Origin of the sequence: Paracoccus sp. TOH (genome assembly GCF_030388245.1) — a bacterium.
Taxonomy (GTDB): Bacteria; Pseudomonadota; Alphaproteobacteria; order Rhodobacterales; family Rhodobacteraceae; genus Paracoccus; species Paracoccus simplex.
In genome coordinates this window covers 2033904-2048175 of sequence record NZ_CP098360.1, presented here as the reverse complement: position 1 = coordinate 2048175, position 14272 = coordinate 2033904, and the positions used below count along the sequence as shown (strand labels likewise).

The 14272-nt window shown below is 68.5% G+C and carries 11 protein-coding genes and 1 other RNA gene; 8 read left to right on the top strand and 4 right to left on the bottom strand.

The genetic code is table 11. The features are described 5' to 3' along the window. Positions 1–33: 33 nt before the first annotated feature. The 3 genes from hemA to ispG all read left to right on the top strand — a co-directional run bounded on the left by hemA (position 34) and on the right by ispG (position 3853). Positions 34–1263, top strand: a complete 1230-nt coding sequence (hemA, locus tag NBE95_RS10160; protein WP_289893774.1) for a 5-aminolevulinate synthase — start codon at positions 34–36, stop codon at positions 1261–1263. A 107-nt stretch (positions 1264–1370) separates the two neighbouring features. Further along, positions 1371–2591, top strand: coding sequence for a helix-turn-helix domain-containing protein (locus NBE95_RS10155; protein WP_289893773.1), 1221 nt, complete (start codon positions 1371–1373; stop codon positions 2589–2591). Between the two features lie 137 nt (positions 2592–2728). Next, on the top strand, positions 2729–3853 hold the full coding sequence (gene ispG, locus NBE95_RS10150; protein ID WP_289893772.1) for a flavodoxin-dependent (E)-4-hydroxy-3-methylbut-2-enyl-diphosphate synthase: 1125 nt from the start codon (positions 2729–2731) through the stop codon (positions 3851–3853). Between the two features lie 86 nt (positions 3854–3939). On the opposite strand, the gene NBE95_RS10145 is transcribed toward ispG, so the two are convergent. After that, on the bottom strand, positions 3940–4692 hold the full coding sequence (locus NBE95_RS10145; protein ID WP_289893771.1) for a DsbA family protein: 753 nt from the start codon (positions 4690–4692) through the stop codon (positions 3940–3942). Positions 4693–4828: 136 nt separating this feature from the next. On the opposite strand from NBE95_RS10145, the gene NBE95_RS10140 reads away from it, so the two are divergent. The 5 genes from NBE95_RS10140 to NBE95_RS10120 all read left to right on the top strand — a co-directional run bounded on the left by NBE95_RS10140 (position 4829) and on the right by NBE95_RS10120 (position 12272). Next, positions 4829–5965 carry an aminotransferase class I/II-fold pyridoxal phosphate-dependent enzyme gene (locus NBE95_RS10140; protein ID WP_289893770.1) on the top strand — a complete coding sequence of 379 codons (1137 nt, stop codon included), beginning with the start codon at positions 4829–4831 and terminating at the stop codon, positions 5963–5965. After that, positions 5962–7197: an N-acetylmuramoyl-L-alanine amidase gene (locus NBE95_RS10135; protein WP_289893769.1), complete on the top strand. Its 1236-nt coding sequence runs from the start codon at positions 5962–5964 to the stop codon at positions 7195–7197. The genes NBE95_RS10140 and NBE95_RS10135 overlap by 4 nt, the downstream gene beginning before the upstream one ends. Before the next feature lie 70 nt (positions 7198–7267). After that, positions 7268–9805 (top strand): PBP1A family penicillin-binding protein, encoded by a 2538-nt coding sequence (locus tag NBE95_RS10130; protein ID WP_289893768.1) that lies wholly within the window; start codon positions 7268–7270, stop codon positions 9803–9805. Between the two features lie 87 nt (positions 9806–9892). After that, on the top strand, positions 9893–11020 hold the full coding sequence (prfB, locus tag NBE95_RS10125) for a peptide chain release factor 2 (protein ID WP_289893767.1): 1128 nt from the start codon (positions 9893–9895) through the stop codon (positions 11018–11020). Positions 11021–11222: 202 nt separating this feature from the next. Then, positions 11223–12272 (top strand): patatin-like phospholipase family protein, encoded by a 1050-nt coding sequence (locus tag NBE95_RS10120; protein WP_289893766.1) that lies wholly within the window; start codon positions 11223–11225, stop codon positions 12270–12272. Here the strand turns inward: NBE95_RS10120 and NBE95_RS10115 are convergent. The 3 genes from NBE95_RS10115 to ffs form a co-directional block, all read right to left on the bottom strand. After that, positions 12269–13189, bottom strand: coding sequence for a pseudouridine-5'-phosphate glycosidase (locus NBE95_RS10115; RefSeq protein ID WP_289893765.1), 921 nt, complete (start codon positions 13187–13189; stop codon positions 12269–12271). The genes NBE95_RS10120 and NBE95_RS10115 overlap by 4 nt on opposite strands. Then, positions 13186–14082, bottom strand: coding sequence for a PfkB family carbohydrate kinase (locus NBE95_RS10110; RefSeq protein ID WP_289893764.1), 897 nt, complete (start codon positions 14080–14082; stop codon positions 13186–13188). The genes NBE95_RS10115 and NBE95_RS10110 overlap by 4 nt, the downstream gene beginning before the upstream one ends. Before the next feature lie 60 nt (positions 14083–14142). Beyond that, positions 14143–14241: signal recognition particle sRNA small type (gene ffs, locus NBE95_RS10105), an RNA gene on the bottom strand. Between the last annotated feature and the right edge of the window lie 31 nt (positions 14242–14272).

Genomic DNA, 14272 nt, shown 5'->3' with positions numbered 1-14272 from the left:
GCGAGCAAGTTCAAGCAAGGCAAGGGACCGCAGATGGATTACTCAGCCGCCCTGGATCAGGCCCTCGGGAAGCTGCACGAAGAAGGGCGCTACCGCACCTTCATCGACATCGAGCGGCGCAAGGGGGCCTATCCGCAGGCTATCTGGACCCGTCCCGACGGGACCGAGCGGGAAATCACCGTCTGGTGTGGCAACGACTATCTGGGCATGGGCCAGCATCCGGCGGTGCTGGCGGCGATGCACGAGGCGCTGGATTCGACCGGCGCCGGCTCGGGCGGGACACGCAACATTTCGGGCACCACGATCTATCACAAGAAGCTGGAAGCCGAACTGGCCGACCTGCACCAGAAAGACGCGGCGCTGATCTTCTCCAGCGCCTATATCGCCAATGACGCGACGCTTTCCACGCTGCGCAAGCTGTTCCCTGGCCTGATCATCTATTCGGACGAGCTGAACCACGCCTCGATGATCGAGGGCATCAAGCGCTTCGACGGCGCCAAGCGCATCTTCCGCCACAATGACGTGGCGCATTTGCGCGAACTGCTCGAGGCCGACGATCCCGAGGCGCCGAAGCTGATCGCCTTCGAATCGATCTATTCCATGGACGGCGATTTCGCCCCCATCGCGGCCATCTGCGACCTGGCGGACGAATTCAACGCCCTGACCTATCTGGACGAGGTTCATGCCGTCGGCATGTATGGCCCCCGCGGCGGCGGCGTGGCCGAACGCGACGGGCTTCTGGACCGCATCGACATCTTCAACGGCACGCTGGGCAAGGCCTTCGGCGTGTTCGGCGGCTATATCGCCGCCTCGGCCAAGATGGTGGACGCCATCCGCTCCTATGCGCCGGGTTTCATCTTCACCACCTCGCTGCCGCCGGCGGTGGCGGCGGGTGCGGCGGCCTCGATCGCCTTCCTGAAGACGGCCGAAGGGCAATTGCTGCGCGACCGCCAGCAGCTGAACGCCCGCATCCTCAAGATGCGGCTGCGCGGCCTTGGTATGCCGATCATGGACCATGGCAGCCATATCGTGCCGGTGCATGTCGGCCATCCGGTGCATTGCAAGGCGCTGTCCGACATGCTGCTGGCCGATTTCGGCATCTATGTGCAGCCGATCAACTTCCCCACCGTGCCGCGCGGCACCGAACGCCTGCGTTTCACCCCCTCGCCGGTGCACGATCCCCGGCAGATCGACCAGCTGGTCCGCGCCATGGACAACCTCTGGTCGCAATGCAAACTGAACCGTTCGACTTCCGCTGCCTGACGCGGTTTGAGGGTGATCACCTCTCGCGCCCGTGATAACCTTGCTTTAATCAAATCGTGAGAGCCTTCCGATTCGGAGGGTGAGCAGCAAAGAATGGGGCAGGCGCGATGATCGGGCTGAGGGGGTCTCCCCCGTCGCATGGCCATGAGGAACCGACGGCATTGCCGCCCGGTTTCGACGATCCGGATATTCGTCTTGGCGATCTGATGCGGGGCGAACGCGCCACGCTGGGCAAGTCGCTGCTGGATGTCCAGCGCGAACTGCGCATCCGCGCCTCCTATGTCGCCGCCATCGAGAATTGCGACATTTCGGCCTTCGACGCGCCCAGTTTCATCGCCGGCTACGTGCGCTCCTATGCGCGCTACCTGGGCATGGATTCGGACTGGACCTTCCGGCGTTTCTGCCAGGAATCCGGCTTTCGGCCCACGCATGGCATGGCGCCCGCCGCTTCGGGGCCCAAGCCGCAGCGCCGGCCCTCGGACCCGGCCGAGGCGCTGGCCAATCCGCATCCGATCTTCCTGCCCAAGCCGGAAAGCATGTGGTCCTCGATCGAGCCGCGCGCCATCGGTTCGCTTCTGGTCATGGTGGCGCTGGCCTGTGGCCTCGGCTATGGTGGCTGGGCCGTGCTGCAAGAGGTGCAGAAGGTCAACCTGACCCCCGGCGACCAGGCGCCCGGGGTGATCGCCGCGCTGGACCCGGTGCAGGAAGCCGCCCAGCCGGAAACCGTGGAATCGGCGCAGGTCAACCTGCCGCGGCCCGAAGGGCTGGACCGCACCTATCGCCCGCAGGCGCTGGAACTGCCGGTGCTGGTCGCCCGCGACGGCCCCATCGCCGCCATAGATCCCGGCCTGAACGAGCCGGCGATCCAGCCCGAAGCCGCCCAGCCCGCCACCCGCACCGCCGCCATGCAGGATCTGGTCTACGGTCCCGAGATGCCGGCCGAGCAGTTGGCGGTGCGCACCGTCGCCCCCGACGCCCCCGAGATCGAGATCCTGGCCGCGCGCCCGGCCTGGGTGCGGGTGACCTCGGCCGATGGCACGGTGCTGCTGGAAAAGACCATGGATGCGGGCGAACGCTTCGCCCTGCCCAAGCTGGAAGCGCCGCCGGTGCTGCGGGCCGGCAATTCCGGCGCGGTCTATTTCGCGGTGAACGGCCGGACCTATGGCCCGGCCGCGCCCGGCGCCAAGGTGGTCAAGAATGTCGAGCTGTCGCCCACCGCGCTGACCGCGAAATTCGCCTTTGCCGATCTGAGCAAGGATCCGGAGCTGGCGCGCATGGTCTCGCTCGCCTCGGCCGCCAAGCCGGAAGCCCCAGCCATCCAGGAATAGGCCGGGCGCCGGCCTGCCGATGGTCACGGATGCGGCATCGCCGGGCCGCCGCCGGGCCGGATGGGTTGCCCGTCCGGCCGCTTGCGCCTATCTCTCACGGGTGAATCCCGGCTCTCGCGCAGGAAAAGGCCATAGCCATGTCGCATAATCCGATTCGCCCCTGGCGCAATATCGACCGGCGCAAGTCGCGCCAGATCATGGTCGGCAATGTGCCGGTGGGGGGCGATGCGCCGATCAGCGTGCAGACGATGACCAATACCGACACCAGCGACGTCCGGGCGACGCTGGACCAGATTTTGCGCGCCGCCGACGTCGGCGCCGATATCGTCCGGGTCTCGACCCCCGACGAGGCCTCGACCCGGGCGCTGAAGGAAATCTGCCGCGAAAGCCCGGTGCCGATCGTGGCCGACATCCATTTCCACTACCGCCGCGCCATCGAGGCCGCCGAGGCCGGCGCCGCCTGCCTGCGCATCAACCCCGGCAATATCGGCGACGCTGCCCGCGTGCGCGAGGTCATCAAGGCCGCGCGCGACCACGGCTGCTCGATCCGCATCGGCGTGAATGCCGGCAGCCTGGAACGGCACCTGCTGGAGAAATACGGCGAACCCTGCCCGGATGCGATGGTGGAATCCGGCCTCGACCATATCAGGATCCTGCAGGACAACGACTTTCACGAGTTCAAGATCAGCGTGAAGGCCAGCGACGTGTTCCTGGCCGCCGCCGCCTATCAGCAGCTGGCCGAGGCCACCGATGCGCCGATCCACCTGGGCATCACCGAGGCGGGCGGGTTGATGGCCGGCACGGTGAAATCCGCCATCGGCCTCGGCAACCTGCTCTGGATGGGCATCGGCGACACGATCCGCGTCAGCCTGTCCGCCGATCCGGTCGAGGAGGTCAAGGTCGGATTCGAGATCCTGAAATCGCTGGGCCTGCGCACCCGCGGCGTGCAGATCATCTCTTGCCCCAGCTGCGCGCGCCAGGGCTTCGACGTCATCAAGACGGTCGAGATCCTGGAAAAGCGCCTCGAGCACATCAAGACGCCGATGAGCCTGTCGATCATCGGCTGCGTGGTGAACGGTCCGGGCGAGGCGCTGATGACCGATATCGGCTTCACCGGCGGCGGCGCGGGCTCCGGCATGGTCTACCTGGCCGGCAAGCAGGACCACAAGATGACCAACGACCAGATGGTCGACCACATCGTCGAGCTGGTCGAGAAACGCGCCGCCGAACTCGAGGCCGCGCAAGCCGCCGCCGCCGAATAAACGCAGGGGGCTCCTGCGCCCCCCAAGTCATTCACCGTTTTCCAAATACCCACGCCGCCTGCGCAACCCGCGCCGGCGGTGCCGGTTCAGCCCTCGGCCGCGGCCGCCCGGGCCCTTGCGACCGCGCCTTCCAGCCCCTCGGCCGGCACGCCGCGCAGCATCTCGCCGCCGATGATGAAGGTCGGCGTCCCCATGATCCGCATCTGTTCGGCCAACTGGTGGTTCTTGCGCAGCACCGCCGAGACCTCCTCGGTATTCATCCGGTTCAGCACCGCCTGGCTGTCCAGGCCCAGATCGCCGGCCAGCTTGGTCAGGCTTTCCAGATTGACCGGCCCGCGCGATTCCATCAGCGCGTCATGCGCCTTCTTGTAGGTCTCGGCCCCGGCCTCTTGCTGCACCGCGACGGCAAAGCGCGCCGCCATGTCGCTTTCCTGGGTCAGGATCGGGAATTCCTTCAGGATCCAGCGGATATTGCCATCGGCCGAGATCAGCTTCTCCAGCTCCGGGTTCACCCGCTTGCAGACGCCGCAGCGGTAGTCGATGAACTCGACCAGCGTCACGTCGCCCTCGGGATTGCCGCCGACCCAGCTATGGCCGTCGTCGAAGATCGCGTCCCTGTTGTTCTCGACCAGCAGCTGGTCGTTCTTGGCCTCGTCGGCGGCGCGGCGGTCTTCCAGCACGTTGATCGACTCGATCAGGACATCGGGATTGGCCATCAGGTAGTCGCGCACCGCCTCGCCGAAGGCGGCCTTCTCGGCTTCGCTCATGTTCGCCGGGTCGAAGGCGAAGGCGGGCAGGGCGGTCGCCGTCAACAGCGCGGCGGTCAAAAGGGCTTTCATCCAGGGATCCTTTCCAGTTGCCGGCAACTTGGCCTGTCCCGGGCCGTGTTGCAAGCGATGCGCCCCGGCCTCACGCGGGCTTGACCGGACAGCCCGCAGGTCCGATACCCGGCCAAAACCACGAGGGCAGGCAGATATGAGACAATCCCGCCGCGGGCAGGTCGATCCCTTTATCGTCATGGATGTGATGGAGGCCGCCCGCAAGGCCGAAGCCGCAGGCCGCCGCATCATCCATATGGAGGTCGGCCAGCCCTCGACCCCGGCGCCCGAGGGCGCGCGCCGGGCGCTGGCCGCGGCGCTGGAGCGGCCGCTGGGCTATACGGTGGCGCTCGGCCTGCCCGAGCTGCGCCGCGGCATCGCCGCACTCTACAAGCGCTGGTACGGGCTCGACCTCGACCCGAACCGGGTGGTGGTGACGCCGGGTTCCTCGGGCGCCTTCCTCCTGGCCTTTTCGGCGCTGTTCGACGCCGGCGAGCGCGTGGCCCTGGGCGAGCCGGGCTATCCCAGCTATCGCCAGATCCTGCGCGCCATGTCGCTGGAGCCGGTGGGCATCCCGACCCGGGCCGAGGACCGCTACCAGCCCCGGCCGCAGGATCTGCCGGCGGATACGCAGGGGCTGATCCTGGCCTCGCCCGGCAATCCCTCCGGCACGGTGCTGCGGCGCGAGGAACTGGCGGCGCTGACCGCGCGGGCCGCGGAACTGGGCATGAGCGTGATCTCGGACGAGATCTATCACGGGCTCGATTACGGCGCCGGATTCCATTCGGCGCTGGAGGTGACGGACGAGGTCTTCGTCATCAACAGTTTCTCGAAATATTTCAGCATGACCGGCTGGCGCGTCGGCTGGATGGTGGTGCCGGACAGCATGATCCGCACCGTCGAACGCATCGCGCAGAACATGTTCATCTGCCCGCCCCATGCCAGCCAGGTCGCGGCCTTGGCGGCGCTGGATTGCGTCGAGGAGGCCGAGGCGAACCTGGCCGTCTATGCCGAGAACCGCCGGCGGATGCTGGAACGGCTGCCGCAGATCGGTTTCGACCGCATCGCACCGCCGGAAGGCGCGTTCTACATCTATGCCGATGTGTCCGACCTGACCACGGACAGCCTGAGATTTGCCGCGGAAATTCTTGAAAAGGCGGGCGTGGCGGTGACGCCGGGCCTGGATTTCGACCCGCATCGCGGCGCGCAGACCCTGCGCTTCAGCTATGCCGCGGGGGCGGCCGAGATCGCCGAGGGGCTGGACCGGCTGGCCGCCTTCATGGCGGCGCGATGAGATGGCTTTTCGCCCTGCTGCTGGTCTGGCTGGCGCTGCCGGCGCTGGCCGATGACGGCGCGCGCTCGGCTCTGGCGACGGTCGATCTGGCGGGCTCGTCGCTGACGGCAGAGGGCCGCGACCGCGGCAGGCCGCGGCCGATGGAGCTGCGGCTGACCATCAGCCAGCCGGTGCCCTATCGGGTCTATTTCCTCGACGGCCCGCCGCGGCTGGTGGTGGATTTCCGCGAAATCGACTTTTCCGGCACCAGGGCCGGGGATCTGCCGGGGCGCGAACTGGTGCCGGCGTTGCGCTGGGGCCGGTTCCGGTCCGGCTGGTCGCGGCTGGTGATGGAACTGCCCGGCCCCTATGCGTTGCGCACCGCCGTGCAGAGGCCGGCCGAGGGCGGCGCCGGCGGGGCCCTGGTCAAGCTGCGCATCGAGCCGGTCGATGCCACGGAATTCGTCACCCGCGGCAACGCGCTTTCGGCGCTTTGGGATCTGCCCAAGCCCGCCGAGGTGACGCCGCTGCCGCCCCGCCGCACCGGCCGGCGGCCGCTGCGGGTCGCGATCGACCCGGGCCATGGCGGCCACGACCCCGGCGCCCAGGTCGGCGCCATCTACGAGGCGGCGGTGTTGCTGGGTTTTGCCCGCGAGCTGACCGAGATCCTGACCCGCGCCGGTTTCGAGGTCGTCGCCACCCGCAAGGACGACAGCTTCATCCCGCTGGAGCGGCGCATGACCATCGCCCGCACCGCGCAGGCCGACCTGTTCATCTCGCTGCATGCCGATGCGCTGCCGGCGGGCGAGGCGGCGGGGCTGTCGATCTATGTCTGGAACCCGCAGGCCGATGACCGCGCCACGCGCGAACTGGCGACGCGCCACGACCGCGCCGATCTGTTGGCCGGGTTGGACCTCTCCGGCACCGACGACCAGATCGCCGATGTGCTGATGGACCTGGCGCGGACCGAGACCCATCCGCGCTCGCAGGCCTTTGCCAAGTTCGCGGTCTCGGAACTGAACCGCGCCGGCATCGGGATGCACAGCCGCCCGGTGCGCGGCGCGGCGTTTTCTGTGCTGAAATCCCCCGACATTCCCTCGGTGCTGATCGAGCTGGGCTTCCTGACCGATGCCGGCGACCGGGCGAACCTGTTCGACCCGGACTGGCGCGCCCGCACCGCGCAGGCGCTGGCGCGGGCGATCAGCCTTTGGGCGCAGGACGATGCCGCCCGGGCGGCGCTTTCACGCAGGTAGTGCAAGGTTGCTTTGACGGGCGACGCCCTGCTGTCTATAGAGACCCACGTCATCCCCAGAGGCTTGCCCCTTGCTGCGCTTCCTGCTGTCTTTCATCGGTGCGATCTTTTCCTGGCTCGTGACCGCCGTCTTCTTCATCGCCCTGACCGTGGGCGCGGTGTTCTGGATGTATTCGCGCGATCTGCCCAGCCATGAGCAGCTGGCGCAATACGCGCCCAAGACCATCAGCCGCATCTATTCCGGCGAGGGGCGGATCATCGACGAATTCGCCGAGGAGCGGCGCATCTTCGTGCCGATCGACGAGATCCCGCCTTTGGTGCGCGAGGCCTTCGTCAGCGCCGAGGACAAGAACTTCTATCATCACCACGGCTTCGATCCGCGCGGCATGATCGGCGCCCTGGTCGAGGCGGTGAAGTCGCGCGGCGAGAACGTGCGCGGCGCCTCGACCATCACGCAGCAGGTGATGAAGAACTTCCTGCTGTCCAGCGACCGCAGCGTCGAGCGCAAGATCAAGGAGCTGATCCTGGCCACCCGGCTGGAATCGACGCTGTCCAAGGACCAGATCCTGGAACTGTATCTGAACGAGATTTTCCTGGGTCAGAACAGCTTCGGCGTCGCCGCCGCGGCGCAGACCTATTTCAACAAGCCGCTGACCGAGCTGGCCCCGCACGAGGCGGCGATGCTGGCCGCCATGCCGCAGGCGCCCGGCCGCTATCACCCGGTCCGCGCCAAGGAACGGGTGACCGAGCGGCGCAACTACGTGCTGCGCGAGATGTGGCAGAACGGCTATATCGACCAGGCCACCTACGAGGTCGAGGTCAAGCAGCCGCTGCGCTCGGTGCAGAACGGCGATTTCCCGGCCTTCCAGCAGCAGCTGCCGCCGCGCGACTATTTCACCGACGAGATCCGCCGCCAGCTCTCGGCGCAGTTCGGCGAGGAGGAATTTTTCGGCGGCGGTCTGGCGATCCGCGCCACCGTCGATCCGCGGCTGCAGAAAATCGCGGCCCGCGCCCTGCAGAAGGCGCTGGAGCAATACGACCGCGGCCGCGGCGTCTGGCGCGGCACCCGCGTCACCATCCCGGCCGAGAAGCTGGGCAGCGAGCAGGACTGGCGCCCCGCCCTGGCCGGGGCCCGGGTGCCGCGCGACATCGAGGGCTGGTTTCCCGCCGTGGTGCTGTCCCTTGGCGACAGCGACGCCAGCATCGGCATCGAGGATCAGGACGGCACCGCCACCATCCCGGCCAAGGATGTGCAATGGGCCAGGAAGCGCCGCGCCGACGGCACGCTGGCGCCCAAGGCCAGGGCGGCCTCGGACCTGCTGGAGGTCGGAGACGTGGTGCTGGTGCGCCGCATGACCAGCGACAGCGACGGCAGCTTCATCCGCTGGACGCTGCGCCAGGTGCCCGAGGTGCAGGGCGGTTTCATGGCCATGGACGTGAATACCGGCCGGGTGATCTCGATGCAGGGCGGCTTCAGCTATCAAAGCTCGGTCTTCAACCGCGCGACCCAGGCGCAGCGTCAGCCGGGTTCCAGCTTCAAGCCCTTCGTCTATGCGGCGGCGCTGGATTCGGGCTTTACCCCCGCGACGATCATCATCGACGAGCCGATCACCGTGAACACGCCGCAGGGCCTCTGGACGCCCAAGAACGCCAACGGCAGGTTCTATGGCCCGACGCCGATGCGCACCGGGATCGAACAGTCCCGCAACCTGATGACCATCCGTATCGCCCAGGGCATCGGCATGGATACGGTGGCGAAATATGCCGAGAAATTCGGCGTCTACGACCATCTCGGCCATTTCCTGGCGAACTCGCTCGGCGCGCAGGAGACGACGCTGTTCAAGATGGTCGCCGCCTATGCCATGTTCGCCAATGGCGGCGAGCGGGTGGAGCCGACGCTGGTCGACCGCGTGCAGGACCGCCGCGGCCGCACCATCTATCGCCACGACCGCCGCGAATGCGTGACCTGCGGCCAGGCGACGCTGCCGGCCGGCGCCTCGCCGCAGATCGTCTCGAACCGCGAGCGGGTGATGGACGCGATCACCGCCTATCAGCTGACCTCGATGCTGGAGGGCGTGGTCAAGCGCGGCTCGGGGCGCGGCGTGGACCTGCCGGTGCCGGTGGCCGGCAAGACCGGCACCACCAACGATGCCAAGGACGTCTGGTTCATCGGCTTCACCTCGAACATCGTCGCCGGCTGCTACCTGGGCTATGACCAGCCGCGAACCCTGGGCGCCAATGCCTATGGCGGCACGCTTTGCGTGCCGGTGTTCAACGAATTCATGCGGGAGGCGGTCAAGGAATTCGGCGGCACCGCCTTCAAGGTGCCGCCGGGCGGGCATTTCGTGAACATCGACCGCTTCACCGGCGCCATCCTGGGCCCCGATGCCAAGGGCGACAATGTCATCGCCGAATATTTCCGCGACGGTCAGGATCTGAGCGGGCTCGGCATGATCGACGGCGGTTTCGGCCGCGCCGATCCGGCGACGCTGCCGCTGTTCACCTCGGGCCGCGACGGCGGGCAGGCGGTGACCACCTCGACCGGCAAGAGAAAGGTGATCCCGAAGAAGGCCGATTTCGGCACCCTGTCCTCGGGCGGGCTGTATTGAGGCCGGTCGCGTCAAGGGGTCGCTTGCCGCCGGTCGCCGCCCGCGCTATTTGTCCTGCCCTGACCGACGATCTGAAAGAGAGTGCCCATGCGCGCCGAGACCCAAGCCACCATTGACGCGATCCGCAAATCGCTGAAGCTGCTTGCGCAGCGCATGGACTGGGACACCGCGCCGCACCGGCTGGAAGAGCTGAACGCCATGATCGAAGCCGGGGACATCTGGTCCGACCCGGCCCGTGCCCAGAAGCTGATGCGCGACCGGCAGATGCTGTCCGATGCGGTCGAGACCTATCGCCGCATCGAGACCGAGCTGAAGGACAATGCCGAGCTGATCGAGCTGGGCGAGGCCGAGGATGATGCCGAGATCGTCGCCGATGCCGAGACCGCGCTGAAGGCGCTGGCCGAGCTTTCGGCGCAGAAGGAGCTGGAGGCACTGCTGAACGGCGAGGCCGACGGCAACGACACCTTCCTTGAGGTCAATGCCGGCGCCGGCGGCACGGAAAGCTGCGACTGGGCCTCGATGCTGGCGCGGATGTATGTCCGCTGGGCCGAGAAGAAGGGCTACACTGTCGAGCTGCTCAGCGAAACCGGCGGTGACGAGGCCGGCATCCGCTCGGCCGCCTACAAGATCTCGGGGCCGAACGCCTATGGCTGGCTGAAGTCGGAATCGGGCGTGCACCGGCTGGTGCGCATCTCGCCCTATGATTCGGCGGCCCGGCGCCATACCTCGTTCAGCTCGGTCTGGGTCTATCCGGTGGTCGACGACAATATCGAGATCACCATTCCCGACAACGAGATCAGGATCGACACCTACCGCTCCTCGGGCGCGGGCGGGCAGCACGTCAACACCACCGACTCGGCGGTGCGCATCACCCACCTGCCGACCGGGATCGTGGTGACCAGTTCCGAAAAGTCGCAGCACCAGAACCGCGCCAACGCCATGGCGGCGCTGAAGGCGCGGCTTTATCAGCTGGAGCTCGACAAGCGCAACGCCGCGATCAACGCCCAGCACGAGGCCAAGGGCGATGCCGGCTGGGGCAACCAGATCCGTTCCTATGTGCTGCATCCCTACCAGATGGTGAAGGATCTGCGGACCGGGCACGAGACCTCGGACACGCAGGGGGTTCTGGATGGCGACCTGGACGCCTTCATGGCCGCCACCCTGGCGCTGGACGTGGCCGGCAAGTCGCGGGCCGAGGCGCAGGCCGAGGACTGAGCCGCCGGCGCTGCCCGCGCGTCTTTGCAAAGCGTGACCTGCGGGCTGTTTTCCCGAAGGAATGGGTATTTGGAAAACGGTGAAGGCGGGTGGGCCGCTGTGGCGGCGCTGCATCCGTTTGCCCGGATCGGGCCGCAGGGCGGTTTTTCCGCCGGACCGGCCGGGTTAGCCTGCGCCTGATCTGGACCGGCGGAGGCGCGGCATGGAAGCGAAGCGGATCAATCTGGCCTTGCAGGGCGGCGGCGCGCATGGCGCCTTTGCCTGGGGCGTGCTGGACCGGTTGCTGGACGAGCCCGGGATCGAGATCCGCGGCATCAGCGGCACTTCGGCCGGGGCGTTGAACGGCGCCGCGCTGGCGGCCGGCCTGTCCTGCGGGCCGGGGCGGCGCGGGCGGCAGGCGGCGCGCGAGAACCTGGCCCATGTCTGGTCGCAGGTGGGGCAGGTCAGCGACAATTCCGTGGTGCGCTGGCTGCATTCGATGTTCCCGGCGCCCCGCGCCTGGCAGCGGCTGACCGAGCTGTTCTCTCCGGTCGCCTGGCTGGGATCGCTGACGCGGGTGTTCAGCCCCTATGACAGCGGGCCGTTCTATTCCAACCCGCTGGCCGCCATCCTGCGCGAGATGCCGCATCCGCGCCTGGGCCGCGAGGAGGGGCCGGCCTTCTTCGTCACCGCCACCAATGTCCGCACCGGCCTGGTGCGGGTGTTCGGCGGGGCGGAGGTGACGGTCGACACCATTCTTGCGTCGGCCTGCCTGCCGGAACTGTTCCGCGCCGTCGAGATCGACGACCCCAGGACCGGCCGGCGCGAGGCCTATTGGGACGGCGGCTATTCCGGCAATCCGGCGCTGTTTCCGCTGTATCATCCCGACCTGCCGCGCGACATCGTCATCGTGAACATCAACCCGATGCTGCGCGACGCCATTCCCAAGACCCCGGCCGCCATCCAGGACCGGGTGAACGAGATCAGCTTCAACGCCTCGCTTCTGGCCGAATTGCGGGCGATCAATTTCGTCAAGCGCCTGTTCGCCGAGGACCGGCTGACCGGGCGGCCGATGAAGAACGTGCTGCTGCACGCGATCATGGACGAGAGCCTGATGAACTCGCTGAGCGCCAGCACCAAGCTGATCCCCAAGCCGGGGCTGCTGGACCGCATGCACGAGGCGGGGGTGCTGGCGGCCGAACGCTTTCTGGCCGAGGATGCCGGCCATCTCGGCGAGCGCGACAGTTTCGACCTGTCGCGCGTGCTGCGCTAGGCGGCCTGCGCCAGCGCGGCGGCGATGCGGGCCGCCAGCCGGGCATTGTTCAGCACCAGCGCGACATTGGCTTGCAGCGAGCGGCCCTCGGTCAGCTCGAAGATGCGTTGCAGCAGGAAGGGCGTGACCGCCTTGGCGGCGATGCCCTGCGCCTCGGCCTCGGCCAGCGCCTGTTCGACCACCGGGATCATCTCGGCCCGCGGGATCTCGGCCTCGGCCGGGATCGGGTTCACCACCAGTTGCCCGCCGTCGATGCCGAGGTCACGCCGCAACCGCGCCGCGGCCGCGATCTGCGCGGGATCGTCCATGCGCAGCGGCGCCGGCAGGCCCGAATCGCGCGACCAGAAGGCCGGCAACTGGTCCTGGCCGAAGGCGATGACCGGCACACCCAGGGTTTCCAGCACTTCCAGCGTCTTGGGCAGGTCCAGGATCGCCTTGGCCCCGGCCGCGACCACGGTGACCGGGCTTCGCGCCAGTTCCTGCAGGTCGGCCGAGATGTCGAAGCTGGTTTCGGCGCCGCGATGCACGCCGCCGACGCCGCCGGTGGCGAAGACCGCGATCCCGGCGAGATCGGCGCAGATCATCGTGGCGGCGACGGTGGTGGCGCCGGTGTGCCCCAGCGCCAGGCAGGCGGCCAGATCGGCGCGCGAGAGCTTCATCGCCTCGCCCTGCGGGGTTCTGGCGAGCTGTTCCAGCGTCTCGGCGTCGAGGCCGACGCGGATGCGGCCGCCGATGATGGCGATGGTCGCCGGGGTGGCGCCGGCCTCGCGGACCGTCGCCTCGACCCGGCGCGCCATTTCCAGATTCTGCGGCCAGGGCATGCCATGGGTGATGATGGTCGATTCCAGCGCCACCACGGGACGGTGCTGCGAGCGGGCCTGCGCGACTTCGGGCGACAGGGCGATCAGCGGGTTCATGGCAAGTCCTTTCCGGAAATATGGGCCGAGGCGGCCTGCAAGGCACGAGTCAGGGCTTCGGCACGGGGCGCGCCGGCGATTTCGGCGGCGAGATGCGCCGCGAGGAAACTGTCGCCCGCGCCGGTGACGCGGATCGCCGCGGCCGGCGGTGGCACCGCGTCGAGCGTCGGCGCGTCCCGGGCCGCGTCGGCGACGCGGCGCGCGCCGTCTGTGACGAGCACGCGATGGCCGCCGAGCGCAGTCACGGCCTCGGCGGCTTCGGCGGCGCTGGCGAAGCGGCGGCCGGCCAGCGCCTCGGCCTCGGCGCGGTTCAGGTGGAAGGTGGCGCGGGGATGCGCGAGCAGCGGCTGCAGCCGCGCCGCCTTCTCGGGGCTGGCGGGCACGATGCGCAGCGTGGCGCCGGTCAGGCAGGGGTCGCGGGCGATGCCGGCCAGCAGCTCGGCGGTCAGGTTGCCGTCGATGACCAGCGTGCCCCGCCAGGGCCGGGCGTGGTCGCCCAGCCGGCCGTCGCGCAGCGGCGCCAGGATCGCGCTGCCCGCGGCCTCGAGCGCGCGCGCATCGGCGATGGCGGCGACCAGCCCGTCCGGGCTTTCGATGGCAAGATAGCTGTCGGTCGGCAACCCGCCGTCGCGCCAGAGCCAGCGGGTCTCGACACCGTGGCGCTGCGCCTCGGCGATCAGCGCCGCGCCCGGCGCGTCGCGGCCGACGGCGGACAGCATGGCCGGCCGCAGCCCGTGCCGGGCCAGGGCCAGCGCGACATTCAGCGCCACGCCGCCAGGCTGCCGGGTGATCCGGCCGGGAACGTCGCCGCCGGGGCCGAGCCGCAGGGCAGAATGGCCGATCATGTCCCAAAGCATCGCGCCAAGGCAGAGGATGCGGGGCGGTTCGGTCATCCGGGCTGGTCTCGGGCCGTTGCTCTTGCGGTCTGCGGGTCGCCGGCGCTTTGCGGGATGGGGTGAGAGGCTGGACAACGACCCAAGCGGGACTCGTTACGGCTGCTTCCTTCCGGACCTGACCGGGTTGGCGAGGCGCCTGCCCGCGCCAACCTCTCGCCGCCTAGATAGGCGCAGGCGCGGCGGGATG